18 protein-coding genes are annotated in these 16959 nt (G+C 44.1%); 7 read left to right on the forward strand and 11 right to left on the reverse strand.

What is annotated here, in order from left to right:
* Window positions 1-296: 296 nt before the first annotated feature.
* Complete coding sequence (locus R7D93_RS00880; protein WP_005375544.1) at window positions 297-713, forward strand: VF530 family DNA-binding protein; 417 nt, start codon at window positions 297-299, stop codon at window positions 711-713.
* A 151-nt stretch (window positions 714-864) separates the two neighbouring features.
* Here the strand turns inward: R7D93_RS00880 and R7D93_RS00885 are convergent, their stop codons facing one another.
* Entirely contained in the window at window positions 865-2115 is a 1251-nt protein-coding gene (locus tag R7D93_RS00885; protein WP_225496239.1) for a DEAD/DEAH box helicase, read from the reverse strand.
* A gap of 329 nt (window positions 2116-2444) precedes the next feature.
* Complete coding sequence (locus R7D93_RS00890; protein WP_005389423.1) at window positions 2445-3239, reverse strand: AraC family transcriptional regulator; 795 nt, start codon at window positions 3237-3239, stop codon at window positions 2445-2447.
* Window positions 3240-3361: 122 nt separating this feature from the next.
* Between R7D93_RS00890 and R7D93_RS00895 the strand changes: the two genes are divergently transcribed.
* The gene (locus R7D93_RS00895) at window positions 3362-4168 is read left to right on the forward strand and encodes a sulfite exporter TauE/SafE family protein (protein ID WP_054579960.1); all 807 of its coding nucleotides are present in this window, start codon (window positions 3362-3364) and stop codon (window positions 4166-4168) included.
* Between the two features lie 123 nt (window positions 4169-4291).
* Here R7D93_RS00895 and R7D93_RS00900 read toward each other — a convergent pair whose 3' ends face one another.
* From R7D93_RS00900 to R7D93_RS00910, 3 genes are all read right to left on the reverse strand, one after another.
* On the reverse strand, window positions 4292-5311 hold the full coding sequence (locus R7D93_RS00900; RefSeq protein WP_225496241.1) for an alpha/beta hydrolase family protein: 1020 nt from the start codon (window positions 5309-5311) through the stop codon (window positions 4292-4294).
* Between the two features lie 281 nt (window positions 5312-5592).
* Window positions 5593-6219, reverse strand: a complete 627-nt coding sequence (locus tag R7D93_RS00905) for a LysE/ArgO family amino acid transporter (RefSeq protein WP_053350632.1) — start codon at window positions 6217-6219, stop codon at window positions 5593-5595.
* 1 nt (window position 6220) lies between these two features.
* Complete coding sequence (locus tag R7D93_RS00910) at window positions 6221-6925, reverse strand: B3/4 domain-containing protein (RefSeq protein WP_025768445.1); 705 nt, start codon at window positions 6923-6925, stop codon at window positions 6221-6223.
* Window positions 6926-6970: 45 nt separating this feature from the next.
* Here R7D93_RS00910 and R7D93_RS00915 point away from each other — a divergent pair, with 45 nt between their 5' ends.
* Window positions 6971-7573 (forward strand): helix-turn-helix domain-containing protein, encoded by a 603-nt coding sequence (locus R7D93_RS00915; RefSeq protein WP_025768446.1) that lies wholly within the window; start codon window positions 6971-6973, stop codon window positions 7571-7573.
* A gap of 306 nt (window positions 7574-7879) precedes the next feature.
* On the opposite strand, the gene R7D93_RS00920 is transcribed toward R7D93_RS00915, so the two are convergent.
* Window positions 7880-9238, reverse strand: a complete 1359-nt coding sequence (locus R7D93_RS00920; protein WP_167415944.1) for a PLP-dependent aminotransferase family protein — start codon at window positions 9236-9238, stop codon at window positions 7880-7882.
* 161 nt (window positions 9239-9399) lie between these two features.
* On the opposite strand from R7D93_RS00920, the gene R7D93_RS00925 reads away from it, so the two are divergent.
* A complete protein-coding gene (locus R7D93_RS00925) occupies window positions 9400-10008 on the forward strand; it encodes a LysE family translocator (protein WP_167415943.1) in 609 nt (202 codons plus the stop codon).
* A gap of 169 nt (window positions 10009-10177) precedes the next feature.
* Here R7D93_RS00925 and R7D93_RS00930 read toward each other — a convergent pair whose 3' ends face one another.
* Window positions 10178-10423: a hypothetical protein gene (locus tag R7D93_RS00930; RefSeq protein WP_017821096.1), complete on the reverse strand. Its 246-nt coding sequence runs from the start codon at window positions 10421-10423 to the stop codon at window positions 10178-10180.
* Window positions 10424-10463: 40 nt separating this feature from the next.
* Window positions 10464-10679, reverse strand: a complete 216-nt coding sequence (locus R7D93_RS00935; protein WP_005375557.1) for a DUF3820 family protein — start codon at window positions 10677-10679, stop codon at window positions 10464-10466.
* A gap of 144 nt (window positions 10680-10823) precedes the next feature.
* Between R7D93_RS00935 and R7D93_RS00940 the strand changes: the two genes are divergently transcribed.
* A complete protein-coding gene (locus R7D93_RS00940; protein ID WP_080276966.1) occupies window positions 10824-11132 on the forward strand; it encodes a cysteine-rich CWC family protein in 309 nt (102 codons plus the stop codon).
* Window positions 11133-11170: 38 nt separating this feature from the next.
* Here the strand turns inward: R7D93_RS00940 and R7D93_RS00945 are convergent, their stop codons facing one another.
* The gene (locus R7D93_RS00945; protein WP_005375560.1) at window positions 11171-11515 is read right to left on the reverse strand and encodes a HopJ type III effector protein; all 345 of its coding nucleotides are present in this window, start codon (window positions 11513-11515) and stop codon (window positions 11171-11173) included.
* 199 nt (window positions 11516-11714) lie between these two features.
* On the opposite strand from R7D93_RS00945, the gene R7D93_RS00950 reads away from it, so the two are divergent.
* Window positions 11715-13484: a choice-of-anchor I family protein gene (locus R7D93_RS00950; RefSeq protein WP_225496251.1), complete on the forward strand. Its 1770-nt coding sequence runs from the start codon at window positions 11715-11717 to the stop codon at window positions 13482-13484.
* A 71-nt stretch (window positions 13485-13555) separates the two neighbouring features.
* Here R7D93_RS00950 and R7D93_RS00955 read toward each other — a convergent pair whose 3' ends face one another.
* Both R7D93_RS00955 and phhA read right to left on the reverse strand, forming a co-directional pair.
* Window positions 13556-13894: a 4a-hydroxytetrahydrobiopterin dehydratase gene (locus R7D93_RS00955; RefSeq protein ID WP_167415940.1), complete on the reverse strand. Its 339-nt coding sequence runs from the start codon at window positions 13892-13894 to the stop codon at window positions 13556-13558.
* Window positions 13884-14678, reverse strand: coding sequence for a phenylalanine 4-monooxygenase (phhA, locus tag R7D93_RS00960; RefSeq protein ID WP_005375564.1), 795 nt, complete (start codon window positions 14676-14678; stop codon window positions 13884-13886). The genes R7D93_RS00955 and phhA overlap by 11 nt, the downstream gene beginning before the upstream one ends.
* 222 nt (window positions 14679-14900) lie before the next feature.
* Here phhA and R7D93_RS00965 point away from each other — a divergent pair, with 222 nt between their 5' ends.
* Window positions 14901-16874, forward strand: coding sequence for an acetoacetate--CoA ligase (locus tag R7D93_RS00965; RefSeq protein WP_225496253.1), 1974 nt, complete (start codon window positions 14901-14903; stop codon window positions 16872-16874).
* The last annotated feature ends 85 nt before the right edge of the window (window positions 16875-16959 follow it).

A 16959-nucleotide genomic window follows, 5' to 3' on the forward strand; every position in this document is an offset into this window, starting at 1 on the left:
CATGAACCAATTTTGATTTTGAGCTTATTAAGCATGTGTTGCTATGGGTAGGAATATTAGACATTAGTAAAAGAACAACAAGAATCTCACTTATTATACAATAATTTAACATCGAGCTGGGACGCTTGAACTTTTAAGAGTCATTTTTGAGCAGAGAGCCAAGTAGAGCGGCCAATTCCGATTTATACTTTCAAGGTAGAGAGCACTGTGCTCGCATCCATCGCAAAGTAACTATAGATATCTCTACATTGTATACTTTGTTAAACTCCGCCCTTTAATGAGTAAGGCCCTTAAAAATGATGACTGACGAAGAGAGAATCGAGCTGCAACAGAACAATCCACTGCACGGATTAAAGCTAGAGACTATGTTGCAAGAGTTAGTGGATTTTTACGGCTGGGACATTCTAGATACAGCAATGCGTTTTAATTGCTTTAACACTAAGCCTTCGATTGCAAGTAGCGTGAAGTATTTAAAGAAAACCGAATGGGCGAGAGAAAAATTAGAAAACTTTTACCTTTATCGCTTTAAGCGCATGCCACGCGCGAGCGAAGAAGAATACAACTTACCACCAAGAGCTCGTACCTTCCCTCATGGCCTTGAACCTAAAGAGCCAATGCCGCTAACCGTTGACTCTATTCTTAAGTCACAAGCCAAAGCAGCGTCTGCATTTAAAAAGCGTTCACCTCGCGGACGCCCTGCTCGTCGCCAATAACACTATCTTGAAAAGCAATAGAGCCCTACTGGTAGCTACAGCAGGGCTCTATTGTTCTTTAAAGGAATGGCTAGAAGCGAAGACTCAAGCTAGTGAGCATTCCTTTTCTCTAACAACTCCCGTAAGTAAACTCACATGTAGTTTACGTTTTCTATTGATTACGCTTTTTCTTCTTTTTACCCGTACCTGCCGGCTTCGCTCGCGGCTTCATTGGTAAAAAGTAGGCTTCACTCTGATCGTCTTCCACTTCAAAACCGACTACCTGCTCGCGTTCAAGTTGGAACTTATTTTTCTTTTCTATCACTTTGAAATGGTGGTAGTCGTCGTAATCGATAAGAGATAATCCTAAACCTACTTCACCAGCACGACCACTACGACCGATTCGATGCATATAATCAGCAGGGCTACGCGGAAGATCGAAGTTAATCACCACTGGAAGTTTTTCAATATCAAGGCCGCGTGCTGCGATATCGGTGGCAATAAGAACTTGAATCTCGCCAGACTTAAAACCGTCAAGGACACGAGTACGAGCGCCCTGCCCTTTATCACCATGGAAAACTTCAGCGGTAATACCGCGTTTTGACAACTTTTGAGCTAAATGGTTACAGGCATTCTTAGCATTCACAAAAATCAAAGTCTGTCGCCACTGATGCTGTTTGATTAAGTGCGCGAGTACCGCCGTCTTCTCACCTTTATTTACACTAAACACGCGCTGCACCAAAGTGCTGGCTTCTGCGCTCTGCAACTGAACTTCAACAGGGTCGCGGAGCAACTGCTGAGCCAGCGTCGTGACTTTATCAGGGAAAGTAGCAGAAAATAACAGCGTCTGTTTCTTCTCTGGTAGTAACGCAAGAATCTTATTCAGTTCTTCGGTAAATCCGAGGCTCAACATTCGGTCGGCTTCGTCAAGGACGAGCGTTTCTACTTGGTTCAACTTAATCGCGTTACTGGATACCAGATCAAGTAATCGACCCGGCGTAGCTACGATAATGTCACAGCCACCGCGAAGCGCTAGCATTTGTGGGTTCACCGATACACCACCAAATACGGCAACCGTTTTGATCTTATCTCGAAGATGGTATGAGTAAGATTTGACGTTGTATGCCACCTGTGATGCCAACTCACGAGTTGGTACTAAAATCAGGTGGGAAACGAAGTGGCCACGGCGATTGTTTGATCCGTCTTGCTGAACAATTTTTTGCAAGATTGGCAGCGAAAAAGCAGCGGTTTTACCAGACCCCGTATTGGCACCACCAATAATATCTTTCCCTTCAAGGATATCAGGAATAGAACGGGATTGAATGGGCGTCGGTTGGCTGTATTCCAACGCTTCTAGTCGCTCGACTAATGTTGGAATCAGGCCAAGATCGGCAAATGTCGCTTGCTGTGTTTTATCTGTCATTACGATGAGTGGCTCAGTGCTAGTAAAGGCCGTGTATCTTATGCTATTTCGCGTCTGGATGTTAGAGATAATGGCCCAAACAGAAGATTGGTGAAAGAAGCACTATAGAGTTCAGGAATTTCCTTTCACTAACATGAGTTAATGGTTTCGATAACCAATACTCTACGACCAAGATGGTAGCGTTCGCGACGAATCTATTATCCACTTCGAAATTGATTTCAGCTCATTCGGGCAGAAAGAAGCTAGAAGCACTTGCTTATGTTGCGTGAGTAAATGAATGTAAACCTCAGTACATAAAAACGAACCTAATTTAGGTAAGCTCTTGGCAACTATATGCCACGACTCGAAAAGTAACGCGTGGGTGAATCGCCATAGACCCGACGAAACATCGCAATAAAGTTACTGGGCGTCGAATAACCTAAAGCATGTGCAATATCTCCCACCGATTCCCCTCGAGCTATCATTTCTAATGAATGTATTAGCAGTACTTGTTGCCGCCATTCACTAAAACTCATGTTTAACTCACTTCGAATCAATCGTCTTAACGTCCGAGATGAGACTGCCCCAATATTGGCCCAATGCTCTACAGAATGCTTGCTGTTTGGGTCTATTAAAATTGCTTGAGTAACTTTTTGCAGTCTCGGATCTCTGGGCAGTGGGATGTGGAGTGACTCATGAGGGCTATTGACGATTTCATCGGATATTACGGCGAGAATACGTAAAGACTGTATGGATAGATCGTCTGTTTTGCTCCATATCGATGCTCTAACCGATAGGGCTTTCAACACATCGCTCATTTGGATAACACAAGGTCTCATTGGAAACCGCTCACAACTCTCTGGAGTAAACAGTAATGAACGACCTTTCAGAGAACCACAAAAATAAACACTGTGCATCGCACCCGGGGGGATCCAACCAGCTCGGTGAGGTGGTAGTATCCACGTTCCTTCATCGGTTTTTACCTGTATTAGCCCTTCATCTATACACAGTAACTGGCCTCGATGATGACTGTGCCAATTATGTGGCCGTTGATCCAAATGGTTGAAGTCGCTCCTTTCATGCTGCCACTCCTTAGCGATCAGTGCGGCGCCATTTTTCCATTCGCTGTAATCAGAGTTTGTCACTTTATTTACTCAATTCCATTTTGGCCATTATTCATTATTTTCTGTCCTCTTAACGTTACCATAGCAAGTTAGCGTTCGAGTAACATTTTAGCAACGATCATTTTATCGAAGGCAGAACCATCATGAACGAACCTATCTTTATTATCTATTACATTACAGCAGGCTTGGGCATTGGCTTTCTCGCTGGACTCGTTGGTGTGGGTGGTGGTGGAATGGCCGTCCCTATTTTTGCGTTTCTATTTTCACTACAGGGAATAGCTGATACGGAAGTAGTGCATCTTGCGTTAGGGACATCAATGGCTTCGATGATTATTACAACATTGGGCAGCATGCGCGCTCACTACAAAAAAGAGAATGTAGACTCGACAATGGTAGGAAAAATGTTGAGCGGAGTTCTAGTCGGAACATTTTGCGCCACATTCGTAGCATCGTATCTACAAGGCGTCTATCTGGCAGGCTTTTTCAGCGTATTCATGTTGTATGTTGCTTATAAGATGTTTCTCAACACTGAAAATGAGTACAATCCGAACCCACATGGGGCTATCGGTAATATCACTGTAGGCTCGGTGATTGGCTCTGTATCAGCACTTGTCTCTATAAGCGGTGCGGGGTTGATCATCCCCTATCTTGTCCAGCAAAATTTTGAGGTAAAACGTGCTATTGGTACCTCTGCTGCGATAGGTTTCCCTATCGCGCTGTCAGGAAGCCTCGGTTACATGTTAAACGGATGGGGAAACACAGATTGGAACAACTTAGTATTAGGATACATATACCTTCCTGCAATGCTCAGCTTCTCCATTAGTAGCTACTTAACTACTAGCCTCGGCGTGCGTTGTGCAGAGTATTTCCCAAATAAAGTTCTTAAGAAAATCGTTGGTATTTTGTGTGTTCTTCTAAGTTTCAAAATGTTGGTACAAGTACTTAATTAGAGCAAATAACACGGTCACTAGTAGGCCTTGCACTATGGTGAAAGGATAAGCCTGCAAAAACTTACTTCTCGCTTTGCTGGTCCAAGCACACAATGTGTAAGAAAGCTCCTCATTGTTGCACTCTTATGACTTTGTTAACCTGGCCAGAATTACATCCAAAATGTGCTGATGATTGTCCTTTCTGGAAACCTCGTCACGCTCCTGGCAAAGTGCTTCCTCCCCTTCTGATGCGAGAATTTTAATGCCACGCTCAGTACATTCTGCGAACGCACTAAACTGACTCGCACTAGGAATCTCTTGAAACGTCACATTGGGAAGATCAACAAGTGATTCGGCTGGTGTCAGTGCGGGATGTAGCCGATCAGAAAGCGTCACCACGGTGATAGCATTGTTCATCAAGGCCAGAGTTTCAGGGACAAAAGTTTTCGTTAGCTCAGGGTTGATAACGACGACCGATTTCAGTTTGTTTTCAGACTGAAATCGGGGGAATTTTTGATCCGGGATGCTGGTAATATCAACGTTATTTTCACGTAACCAATGACAGTCTACATTGGTGGCGTTGTGACACGATGTTCGATATTTCTCCGGGCTTATTTGCGCTCCGGAGAGCATCAGCATAGATGTGCCGCCCAGAAAAAAGCCGACCCCCTGCACTGCATCAGTATCTACGCCTCCGGACAGTATCCCGACCGAACTTAATTCGTTCAGCCCAAGCACCAAATCACTGGTTCTGAATGTGATTTCATCAACAGCCATTTCTGCATTGACTTCGTTCGGTGCAGGAGGCTTTGGTACCACAACGACATAACCTTGTTGCGCCAGGCTCGAGGCTATCCAACCACTGTGGGAAAACGCTGACCGTGTTCCGCCCTGCGACAAAAGCACAACGGGAAATTTTCCACTTGCTAAAGGGGCATCTAACTGCGTTTCGACTGATTTAAAAATGTTCCCCCTACCAAACGTGAAATTGTTTTTTTCGTTCGTTGTGGGATACCAATAATAGACTTCTACTGGCTTATCTCTGTCTTCACTGAATCCCGTTTTGATTGTTAGCGCAGAATGGTATTTCGGCTCATTCGTACTGGCGCTGGCACTGACACACAATGTAGCGAGTAGAAACGACATTATTATTTTGGTTTTCATTTTTCCCTCAGCCGGTCAACACATTATTCTGCACGGCATCTAGAAAAATAACGCGCAGGAGATTCTCCATATATTTTGCGAAACATAGCAATAAAGTTACTTGGAGTCGAGTAACCCAAAGCAAGTGCCTACTTTGAACTGCGCCAGCACTCTCTTGGACAGAAATAATTTAGAGCATTTACTTAAATTAGCAAAATGCGAATAACTTCTGGTATGGAAAATCTGTGTCCAATCTGGCAGGAGCAGTTTAGTTATTGGAAATGCAGCTTTATCGAGACGTTCTATATGTATTGGCTTAACAGAGGTGTTGCGAGCTTCAATGCAATACCAAACATGATGCATGAAATCGCAGAATCTAAAATTCTCCATGTTCTTGGCTTACTAAAAAGTGGGATCAACTTGTTAGCCAAATACACTAATCCATAAAACCAGATCCCTGATGCAATCAGTGCCCCTATAACAAACAGTAGTTTTTCATCAGGTTCCATTTGAGCAGTCACACCACCAAGGATCACCACCGTATCCAGATAGACATGTGGATTTAAAAAAGTGATAGCCATCGCCATTAAAACGACTTTTAACCAACTCTGGGCAATGTCCGAATTTTCCAACTCTAGGTGACTTGAACCATTCCATGCTGATTTTGCAGATTGGTAGCCATACCAGAAAAGAAATACTACGCCGCCAAGAGTCAAAAGGTCTTTCCATAATGGTGCTTTATAGAGCAGTGTCCCTATACCAAGTACACCAGTACTGATCAGTAGAATGTCTCCAAGAAAGCAGATAGTGGCAACGGACAGTGCGTATTGCTTTTTTAATCCGCACTTTAATAGAAACGCATTTTGGCTACCGATTGCGACAATCAAACTTCCAGAAACAACGGCACCCGTTAACAAAGTATTTATCACATCAAACCTCAATGGATTTTGAAGCAAACACCAACGATTGCTCTATCACTGAATCAGGCATGATCACTTGCAAGTGTTTAATCATTTCTTGGCCCGCCTCCTGCAAGTGTTCTAGTGGCATTTCAGGCAAGCTTTCTAGAATAAACCACATGTTACGTGTGTCAGATTCAATTCGGGTTCTGACACCCTGCCTCCAGTTCCAACGACGACAAGTAACGCCTACTTCATCGCGCCAAATTACTTCCCCAACATCAGGGTTTTCAATTGAAGCCTCACCATTTTTCATGGTGTCAAAGGATTCAGAGCCATCTGCGATAGTGAGTGTTGGCGTTCCTTGATAACTGTCCATATCTTCACCACCTACGGGTATGGCGTATCGAATACTGATGGCATTATAAATATCCACAATAGGGTCAATGCTCTGCATTCCTCCATCTTTCAATACTCGTTTTCGCAGTGCAGCAGCCGAGCAAGGGGTTCGATTTGGTTTAGCGCCAAATTGACGAAAAACGTCTCCCCACGCATTGATGTGTGATTCTGCCCATGGATAGTCGTTCTCAATGACGGAAGTACATGCTTCTTGCAGAACCCGTTTTGCATACTCTTGGCTCTGAACTTCCGTTCCTTTAACGGATATGCTCAATGCTTTGAACTCTGGTGCAATCTGGGAAATTCGAGCATCGATTGACGGCACTATAACAACCATTAGATAATTCCTTCAGTGATTCATTTTCATGCAAGATACATTACAATGACCAAAAAAGTCAATATATCGACCGATAGTGGCACTGATGCTGATTTCATTAATCAAGCGGTAGCCGCAAGGATCAAGGAACATCGAAAAAGGCTCAAGTTGTCACTGGATGCCCTGTCAAAAAGAGCAGGGATAAGTAAAGGCATGTTAGTAGAAGTAGAGAAAGGGGCAGCTAACCCTAGCATTTCGACGTTGTGTAAACTGTCTGCTGCCCTTGGGATTTCGGTTGCCGATATTGTGAATGTTGCGAGTAATCCAACAGTCAACATCATTGATAAAGAGGACATTCCAACGCTTTGGACTGGCGAGCACGGTGGTAGCGCAAAACTTCTGGCGGGAACAAGCGGCCCAGATATGATTGAGTTGTGGCGCTGGAATATGAAACCATCAGAAGTTTTTGAATCAGCAGGTCATCCACAAGGCACGTTTGAACTTTTTCATGTTGAGTCTGGAATACTCACTTTGAATATTGATGGGAAAGCCATAGAACTGCATGAAGGTCAGTCCGCTATAGCTAAAACGGATGTCCCTCACAGCTACTCAAACCAAGCAGATTCGGATTTAGTTTTCACTATGAGCGTTGCTGAGTTACATCGATAAGCCCACTCATTTAGAGGCGAGTTCAAATAAGATTTATTAAGGCAAAGCCATACTCACAATAGATGGATTAGTACTAGCCCCAAGTAACAATGGGGCACTTTTGCGTTGGAAAGTACTCAACATGAAGGTTCTCGACAAAGATGAATCAACTCGATGCTGCCCAAAAGACCTCTAAGCGAGTTTCAGATTTCAAGTAACTTTTGAGACTTTGAGCACAACTTCGAGCACTTTATGTATATCGGTGTGTTCAATCCTAATAGAGCATTGAATAGTTAGATATTGAGCAATCCATGTGAACTATGAAACTTAAGTTAACCGTTTGATTTGCTCTCTTACGATATCTAAAGCTGATTGCAATTGTAATCGGCTTAATGGACCTGCAAGTGATATCCTCACTGCTGCCGGCACTTCATACCGACCCACAGCAAACATTTCCGCTTCCCTCACTCTGACACCATGTTTCAACAACGACTGGTTAAAGTGATACCCTGTTAATGGCTCAGGCAAAGGTAGCCACACATTGTAACCAGGAACACCAATCTGGATTTCGGGAAATACTGCCTTCCAGATCCGATGACGTGCACTGAGTTCCATCGCTATCTCTTTGTCCACGGCTTGCATAGCTCCGCTAGTTAACCAACGACAAACAAGGTCGATTATCAAAGGGCTAACATACATACAACTGGCTCGTAGCGCACGTTGCAGTAAATCTTTGAACGACAAAGGCAGAATGATGAAACCCAGCCGCAATCCACCTGCAAAGTACTTAGAAAAACTGCCCACGTATAAGGTAATATCTGGAGCGATAGCAACTAAGGGACTCTTTCGATGAGACGGTGGGCAGTAGAGAACATCGTCCTCAATAATCAACACATTGTAACGACGACATATCTCTATGATTTTTAGTCTTCGGCTATCCGTTAACTGAGCTCCGGTCGGGTTCTGTATTCCCGGCGTAAGATAAAGCAGCTTTGGGCGATGCCTCTTACAGTGCAAAGCCAGATCTTCTGGATCTAATCCATGTTCATCGACTTTTACTGGCACTAGCTTTCGTTCGGATTGCTGACATGCATAGATGAACTCTGGATAACACAGCCCTTCAGCAAGAATTGTATCTTTAGGGCGGCTTAGAGATTGAATAATCAACGATATCCCGTGTTGCCCTCCATGAGTCCACACTAGACGCCGTGCATCAATATCGATATTGAATTTGGTCATCAGCCATTGTCGAAGAGTCTCGTTATGACCCCGAATGCCATCAGCGGAGTAGTAATCCAGCACGGCTGCCTGCGCAATTTCCTCGTGTGATAGCTCTTTCAACGCATTCGCAAGAAATTTCGGCTGCGATAATAGCAAAGGTCGACAACGTGCCAGATCAATGCCTTTTTCTTCCAATACCGGATGATAAAAGTGGTTCAGTTCAGTTTCTCTGTTACGTACATAAGTACCGCTTCCTACTTTTGGTTCCGTTAAGCCCCTCCGCTCTAGCTCCTGATACGCCCTTGTCACCGTTCCAACCGTCACACCTAAGCGATAAGATAAAATACGCTGAGGAGGTAATTTAGTGTCTGGTTCGAGTTCACCACTCTCTATCACCTCTGCAATAGCTTCAGCCAGTGCCATAAACTTAGGTCCGGAACGACCCGATATATCAGGGACTAACATTGTCTCTCTCCGAAGGGGTACAATTAGCTCTTGTATTCAGGATAAATAAGGCCTGACAAAAATGAAATGAAAGAATTGTCACCATGACGCATTAACTGTAGGTCTCTCTCACTTCATCCCTTTATTCTTGGCTTATCAGCACTAATTTGAGAAGAAAAGAAATGACAACATTATGGGACCTAACTCCAGCGATGAGTTTATTTGCGTTTGTCACCGCCATAACACCCGGCCCAAATAACTTATTGCTCGCCAACTCAGGGGCACAATTTGGTATAAGGAAATCATGGCGACACCTAATTGGTATCCGTATTGGCGTAATAGGGTTAATTCTGCTTTGTGCATGTGGTGTCGGTGTTGCCCTACAAACTCATCCAAGTTGGTATCTCGCTATAAAATACATCGGTCTGGTTTACATGTTCTGGCTGATGATTAAGCTGCTATGTACCAACCTTTTCGCAGGCAAACCCACTAAAAGCAAACCAATCAACGTAACTCAGGCTACGTTGTTTCAACTGGGTAATATGAAGGCTTGGATGGCATCACTTGCTTTGGTCACAAGTTATAGTCTCCCTTCTAACTATTGGTTCTCTGTTACATTGATTACTTTCGTGTTTACGACATTCGGACTGTTTGCAAATATTACTTGGGTCTGGGTTGGTAAAAAAATTCGTATTTATCTCAATACCGTATTAAGACAGCGCGTGTTCAACATCAGCCTAGCGACGATAACATTCATATCATTGTTACCAGTTTTGGGGCACTCTGCCTGAATGGCAAAGAGAAGAGTTTTGTATGTATAAAATTGCCAATTATCTAAATTCGCATTTCGAGGCGTAACACACTTTGGGACAAAAAAGAGTCAGCCTAACGGTCTGGCTCTTTTGAATGAAAAAATAGTCTGGTGGGAGAACTTGTAAGGCTGTGGCAGGTTAGACTCACTTACTCCTTAGGCAGGTGACCAGTTTCCTTCGCTAGCTTTTGCATCGCCTCGGCAAACGTTGTTGTCCCGCCTTTAGCTTTAACCTGTATTACCTTATATCCCAACTTTTCCAACGCTTGGCGCTCTGCCAAAACAGCTTTGTCATCTTGCTGGCTACCTTGAGCTGGCTGATGAATGTAACATCCCTCTAGTTTACCATCTTCGACCAATTGGTGGTGTTTCAGTGCATCGATATCAAAATTCATAATAAGTCTTTTCATTAAGAGTGGGCGTTTCTGTAGCTAATTACATGCGCTTCAAAGGCTTCACGACACTATCTAAGCCTTCAATTTTGAGCGCTAAACATAGCTTGAGCAAATCCCCTAGCTCGCCGCTTGGCCAGCCCTTTTTATCAAACCACAGTAAGTATTCTTCAGGCAGGTCGATCAACACTCGCCCTGCATATTTCCCAAATGGCATTTGCATTCTAGCGAGTTTAATGAGGTTTTCTTTTTCTAACATAAGTGACAGAGAGTTAAGGTAACTCGTCCAAGGGTAACACTGGTTCTCCCTCCTCACCAGCAAATCGCAGTCACGTTTATTTTTGGCGGCCTTGACTCGCTTTATGCTAGAGTACGCGGCATAAAAAATGAGAACGAGAAAGCAATGAAGTCACCTTGTCGAGCAGCATGTAAAAATAACGCCGGAATATGCTCTGGTTGTCACCGAACGATGGATGAAATCATCCAATGGAAAGACAAAACCGATCTCCAACGAGATGCGATTATCGAACAAATCGCAGGAGAAGATTCAACACACAGTTGTCCTGAATGCGGGACTCAAGCCCATTGTGATATCGCCGCAGGCAAAGAGACATGCTGGTGCTTTACTATTGAAACCCGTGATTTACCCAAGCCAAGCGCCAACCAGCTGTGTTTGTGCCGAAAATGTCTAGAAAAAAAGCCAGTCGCGTAATACGACTGGCTTACTGATCATCGTTTTCTGACTGGTGTTTATTTAGCGGTTAAAGCGGACGCTTCAAACTTAATGCCTTCCCACCCTGTCACCATAAAATTACGAATATTCTGGTGATCGCTGTTCTCTGGATGCTGCAATACATCTTCACGATAAAAACGGCCAAAGCAGGCTAGCGTCGCTTCTTTGTCTAGGTTGTTTAGCAAACCGAAAGCGAAGATCTTACACGAACCGTTGTTCTCGCCTGCATTGTTTTGTGTCTCACCATTTACAAAAGCGGTTGGCTCAAACGTATAGTTATCTTCGATCACCGCCATCGTTGCTTCAAATTCGACCTGCTCTGGTGACGCTGCCAATAAATCTAAAAACGATTTTAATTCCATTATTCCTCTATCCCTACCTCATCATATTGATGACACATTAGTTTCATAAAAAGCCAATATAAGAGTCATCAATCATACATATATTCAGAGCCTTACCAAATCACACGTCATTCAGCGCTCTATCATTCCAGTTGCGGAAATGGACAGCAGCATAAAACCCATGCTGATTGACAACCTATCGGATTGATAAGGAGATATCATGATCACCCCTTTAAAGGCAATCGGTGCACTCGCATTGTCATCACTTGCCATCGCGTGTTCATCACAACCCGAAGATACCGTGGCTTCATTCGCTACACAATGCAAACCTACCACTGCGCCCGTTGCTGGGGAAACTTCAATTCAAGGGTTAACGTTTATCGGGACATCCGTTGCTGATGCTCCATTCGACACATCGGCAGCTGAAATCGTCAGTTATGACGCCTGTACAGATAAGCTCTATGTGGTGAATGCTCAAGCAAAACGTATCGATGTAATGTCTATGGATGACAACGGCGTACCAACGCAAAGCGCATTCATTGATCTCAACAGCGCTGGCGAAGCAGCGGGCATTGAAATTGGCGCAGCAAACAGTGTCGCTGTATTCAATGGTTTGGTAGCAGTTGCGATTGAAAACAGTAATAAACAAGCGAATGGTATTGTTGGCTTGTACCGCTCCGGCGATTTGTCATTAGTCACGACTTTCCCAACAGGCGCATTGCCAGACATGGTTGGCTTCTCAAAAGATGGCCGATACATCGCAACCGCTAATGAAGGAGAACCAAACAGCGATTACAGCATTGACCCTGAAGGTAGTATCACTTTGATCGATCTGAGCCTTGGTGTTACTCAAGCAGAAGTGACACAAATTGGCTTTAACGAATTTGATGGTTCACGAAAAGCAGAGCTCCCAATGAATGTGCGTATTTCGGGGCCAAACGCCACCGTCGCACAAGATCTAGAGCCTGAATACCTCACTTTTGCAGATAACGGTAAAATCTATGTCGCGCTACAAGAAAATAACGCCATGGCAATCGTCAATCCAGAGAGCAAATCGGTAGAAAAAATTGTTGGCTTAGGTGAGAAGTCTTGGTCGGGCGCTAAACTCGATGCATCCAACAAAGACAAAATCATTGGGAACTTGAAAAGCTACCCACAACTGGTTGGCTTATTTATGCCTGACACTATCGACAGCTACTCAGTGAATGGGAGTACTTACATCGTATCTGCAAATGAAGGCGACGGGCGTGAGTACGGATTCAAAACCACTCAAGAATTGTGCGACAAAGTTGGCTTTATGTGGGATGAAGACGATTACCTCGGTACAGATGAATATACATCTGAGCAAGGAACCTGTTTAAGCCATATTGATGAAGTGCGCGGTAAGAAGCTGAAAGTGGCAGCAGAACACCCATTGGCAGAGGCACTAAAAGACAACAAACAACTCGCGCGTTTAAAAGTGATTAAGCCGGAACAAACGCTTTCTGCACAAGAGAATGTTCAATCATTTGGCGCGCGTTCATTCTCGATTTGGGATGAAAACGGCAAGTTGGTCTTCGATAGTGGTGACGATTTCGCGACTATCGCGCTGCTGAATGAAGGCAAGAACTTCAACAGCACCAACGATAACAATAATAGTGGCGATGACCGAAGTGATGATAAAGGTATTGAGCCAGAGGCGATTGAAGTAGCAAAAATTAACGGTCGTCATTACGCGTTTATCGGCTTGGAGCGTCAAGGCGGTATCATGATTTATGACATCACAGACCCGAAACAAGCGCAGTTTATGCATTACGTCAACCGCCGTGATTACAATCAACCAGTGTGTACAGAAGTCGAAGATGGCGAATGCATGAACGATACATACAGTCCAAAAGCAGGCGATTTAGGTCCAGAATCCATTAATTACTTTACCCGTAATGGTGGTCATTTTATCGCCGTTGGCAATGAGGTATCGGGCACGACATCCGTCTTCCGAATCAATCTATAAAGTAATGTAAAAGTCATTTAGAACCAAAACGCCCGACGTAAGCCGGGCGTTTTTTTGTATGAGGTAATGTCCTACTCTGCCGATGCTAGCGCGTCACACTTTGATGCGCAGATAAAATCGTTTTTATGCAGACCTTTGATAGAGTGACTCCACCACGTTACGGTAACCTTACCCCATTCCAACAAAATAGAAGGATGGTGGAACTCATCTTCTGCCAGTTCCGCGATTTTGTTACTGAAAGCCCATGCTTGTTTGAAGTTCTTAAATTTATACACCTTTTCTAGTTGAGGTATATCTTCTCTTTCAATGATCTTCCAATCAGACAATTGCAGAAGCAGAGACTGTTGCTCTTCTTTGCTTAGTGCAATGGCATCGATACTACAAGCTTCGCATTTTTGTTCATTCAACATGAGCAGGTTCCTTTGGTTCAAAAAGTGGAGGAAGCAGTCCAGCTTCAATCGCTAGATCGGCTTGTTTCAATAAATTTAACTGACTGATTTTAAAAAGCTGAGAAAAGTCATCAATCACGTAGTACTTCGGTTGCATGATGTCGATACGATAAGGCGTTCTCAGCACAGTTTGTAATTCAAATGGGTCGCGAATTGCTGCATCACTCTCTAATGCGTAGAGGGTTTCGCCAGGAGATGAAAGAATACCACCACCGTAAATTTTGGTTTTGTCCCCTTCTTTCACCAAACCAAACTCTACAGTAAACCAGTAGAGACGAGCGAGATAGGCTCTTTGTTTTGGGGTAGCGGCTTGCCCTAGTTGACCATAATGCTCGGTAAATGCAGCAAAGTCTGGGTTGGTTAACATCGCGCAATGACCAAATATTTCGTGGAAGAAATCTGGCTCCTGTAAGTAATCGAACTCATCTCTTGTACGCAAGAATGTGGCGACTGGAAAGCGCTTATTACCGAGTAGATTAAAAAATCGGTCGAAATCAATAAGCGCGGGAACGGGCTCCACTTGCCAACCTGTTGTCTCCATCAAGACACGATTAATTTCTGGTAACTGAGGAACGCGGTCTTGAGGTAAATCAAGCAGCGTCAAACCGTGTAAATAAGCCTCACAAGCTCTGTTTTGGATCACACCCATTTGTCGTGTTACCAAATCTCGCCAAATGGCGTCTTCTTCACGGCTCCATTCAACCCTGCCTTCCTGGTTTACGGGTTTAGAACGATACTGCGTCATGGCTCATCTCCATTAACAAATCTTTTACATTAAGCCTATCTGTAGTCTTAAGAGCTTCCAATCCCTGCGCGATTTTCTCAGCACCATCCCGATGTAACATATTGTTTACAATGCATCGTAACTGCATGATTTTTATGACACGATATAATCTCTAGCTTGTTTGACTTTATCGTGTATTCCTCTCAAACTAAAACCTGTTATCACTTTGTTATAGAGGGACCTATGCGCGAGAGCAGCAAAGTATGGCAACCGAGCGAAAGTCGTATCGAAGAAGCCAACATTACACAGTTTATTGAACACATTAATCGACAAGGAAATACCCTTGAAAGCTTCGCTGATCTGCATCAATGGTCACTCGATCATGTAGAAAAATTTTGGCAGGAAGTTTGGCTATTTTGCGACGTCATTGGCACTCAGGGAGAGACCATAAAAGAGCGAGCAGAAAGTCGCTGGCAGCAACCTGTTGAAAATAGGGATATAAAATGGTTCCCAAACGCGCAAATTAACTACGCCGAAAATTTGCTAACCTACGCGTGTCACCAACCCGATGATCTCGCTATTTGGTTTGAAAATGAACGTGAAGAAAAACAGACCTACACCTGGAAACAATTGTGCGAAGAAGTTTCGAGTGTGCAGCAATGGTTGAAAGAATGTGGAATTAAGCAAGGTGATGTCGTCGCTGGTTATTTACCTCACCTACCTCAAACGGTGGTAGCCATGCTAGCAACCAGTAGTTTGGGGGCGACCTGGACTTCCACCTCACCTGATTTTGGCGTCGAAAGCGTTTTGGAACGCTTTGGTCAAGTGAAACCCAAAATCCTGTTTACTTGTGATGGCTATACATTCAATGGCAAAACTTTCGATATGTCTGAGAAAAACCAGCATATTGCGGATCATCTTGATGGTCTTAAACAAGTTTGCCAAATTAGCTACCTTAAACCACACATTTTTGAATGCGATGTCTGCACCCAAGATTGGCAAAACGTCCTGAATCAATACACACCCGAAGCGCTGACTTTTACTCGTGTGAATTTTAACGATCCGCTATTTGTGCTCTATTCTTCAGGCACAACAGGCAAACCGAAATGCATCGTCCATTCCGTCGGCGGAACGGTGCTTAATCACTTGAAAGAGCATCAACTGCATTGCGATATTCAACCGAACGACCGAGTGTTTTACTACACAACCTGCGGCTGGATGATGTGGAACTGGCACGTTTCTTCACTCGCGAGCGGTGCATGTTTGGTGATTTTTGATGGTAGCCCTGTTTACCCCACTCATAATGTGCTCTGGGACCTCGCAGAACAAGCCGAAGTGACGCTATTTGGAACCTCAGCAAAATACCTAGAGGCGCTGGAAAAAGCATCTTTTTCTCCGCAGAAAAGTGATGCATTTTCAAGTCTGAAAACCATTTGTTCGACTGGCTCTGTTCTGTATCCAGAACAGTTTGATTATGTCTATCAGCACATTAAAGAAGATGTACACCTCGCCTCGATTTCTGGCGGAACAGATATTTGTGGCTGCTTTGTATTAGGCAACCCTATTTCTCCCGTTTATCGGGGAGAGTGCCAATCAGCAGGGTTAGGGGTCGATGTCCGAGTCTTTAACCCACAAGGTAATAGCGTAATGGGAGAGCGCGGTGAGTTGGTTTGTGCCAATTCATTACCCAACTTCCCTGCTGGCTTTTGGAACGACACCGGTGAGAGATATCATCGCGCTTATTGGGATAAATTCGACAATATTTGGCACCACGGCGATGATGTTGAACAGACCAGCGTTGGGGGATACGTGTTTTATGGTCGAAGTGATACCACGTTGAATCCCGGTGGCGTAAGAATCGGCACGGCCGAAATCTATCAGCAAGTGAACTGTATAGACGGTATTCTAGATTCGATCGCAGTAGGAAAAGAAGTCGATCGCAACGAACAAATATGGCTGTTTGTCCAATTAGTCAAAGGGGTAGAGCTCAATGACGAGATGATCGCTTCCATCAAAGCACAGCTAAAGTCTGCATGTTCTCCAAGGCATGTACCTAGTGCGATTTACGCAATAAGCGATATACCTAAGACACGCTCAGGAAAGCTGGTCGAGTTAGCCGTTAAGCAAGTCGTTAACAACCGAAGCGTCGAAAATTTAGGCGCAATAGCCAACCCTGAAGTGCTGGAGGAGATACGCAGGATAGTCGTCTCAAAATAACCTCCGAAGACTTAGTTGTTCGAGTATGTCCTTGCCTGCACCACGACGACTTGTTTAGAGCAAGTGAAGTTACATATACCCTCAG

The organism is Vibrio sp. YT-15 (genome assembly GCF_033337445.1).
In the GTDB taxonomy this organism is placed as follows: Bacteria; Pseudomonadota; Gammaproteobacteria; order Enterobacterales; family Vibrionaceae; genus Vibrio; species Vibrio alginolyticus.

What these genes read in the sequence shown, in the direction of transcription:
- R7D93_RS00880 (WP_005375544.1), top strand. Translation starts at nt 297, where the DNA reads ATGATGACTGACGAAGAGAGAATCGAGCTGCAACAGAACAATCCACTG.
- R7D93_RS00885 (WP_225496239.1), bottom strand. Translation starts at nt 2,115, where the DNA reads ATGACAGATAAAACACAGCAAGCGACATTTGCCGATCTTGGCCTGATT.
- R7D93_RS00895 (WP_054579960.1), top strand. Translation starts at nt 3,362, where the DNA reads ATGAACGAACCTATCTTTATTATCTATTACATTACAGCAGGCTTGGGC.
- R7D93_RS00900 (WP_225496241.1), bottom strand. Translation starts at nt 5,311, where the DNA reads ATGAAAACCAAAATAATAATGTCGTTTCTACTCGCTACATTGTGTGTC.
- R7D93_RS00910 (WP_025768445.1), bottom strand. Translation starts at nt 6,925, where the DNA reads ATGGTTGTTATAGTGCCGTCAATCGATGCTCGAATTTCCCAGATTGCA.
- R7D93_RS00915 (WP_025768446.1), top strand. Translation starts at nt 6,971, where the DNA reads ATGACCAAAAAAGTCAATATATCGACCGATAGTGGCACTGATGCTGAT.
- R7D93_RS00920 (WP_167415944.1), bottom strand. Translation starts at nt 9,238, where the DNA reads ATGTTAGTCCCTGATATATCGGGTCGTTCCGGACCTAAGTTTATGGCA.
- R7D93_RS00925 (WP_167415943.1), top strand. Translation starts at nt 9,400, where the DNA reads ATGACAACATTATGGGACCTAACTCCAGCGATGAGTTTATTTGCGTTT.
- R7D93_RS00930 (WP_017821096.1), bottom strand. Translation starts at nt 10,423, where the DNA reads ATGAATTTTGATATCGATGCACTGAAACACCACCAATTGGTCGAAGAT.
- R7D93_RS00935 (WP_005375557.1), bottom strand. Translation starts at nt 10,679, where the DNA reads ATGTTAGAAAAAGAAAACCTCATTAAACTCGCTAGAATGCAAATGCCA.
- R7D93_RS00940 (WP_080276966.1), top strand. Translation starts at nt 10,824, where the DNA reads ATGAAGTCACCTTGTCGAGCAGCATGTAAAAATAACGCCGGAATATGC.
- R7D93_RS00945 (WP_005375560.1), bottom strand. Translation starts at nt 11,515, where the DNA reads ATGGAATTAAAATCGTTTTTAGATTTATTGGCAGCGTCACCAGAGCAG.
- R7D93_RS00950 (WP_225496251.1), top strand. Translation starts at nt 11,715, where the DNA reads ATGATCACCCCTTTAAAGGCAATCGGTGCACTCGCATTGTCATCACTT.
- R7D93_RS00955 (WP_167415940.1), bottom strand. Translation starts at nt 13,894, where the DNA reads ATGTTGAATGAACAAAAATGCGAAGCTTGTAGTATCGATGCCATTGCA.
- phhA (WP_005375564.1), bottom strand. Translation starts at nt 14,678, where the DNA reads ATGACGCAGTATCGTTCTAAACCCGTAAACCAGGAAGGCAGGGTTGAA.
- R7D93_RS00965 (WP_225496253.1), top strand. Translation starts at nt 14,901, where the DNA reads ATGCGCGAGAGCAGCAAAGTATGGCAACCGAGCGAAAGTCGTATCGAA.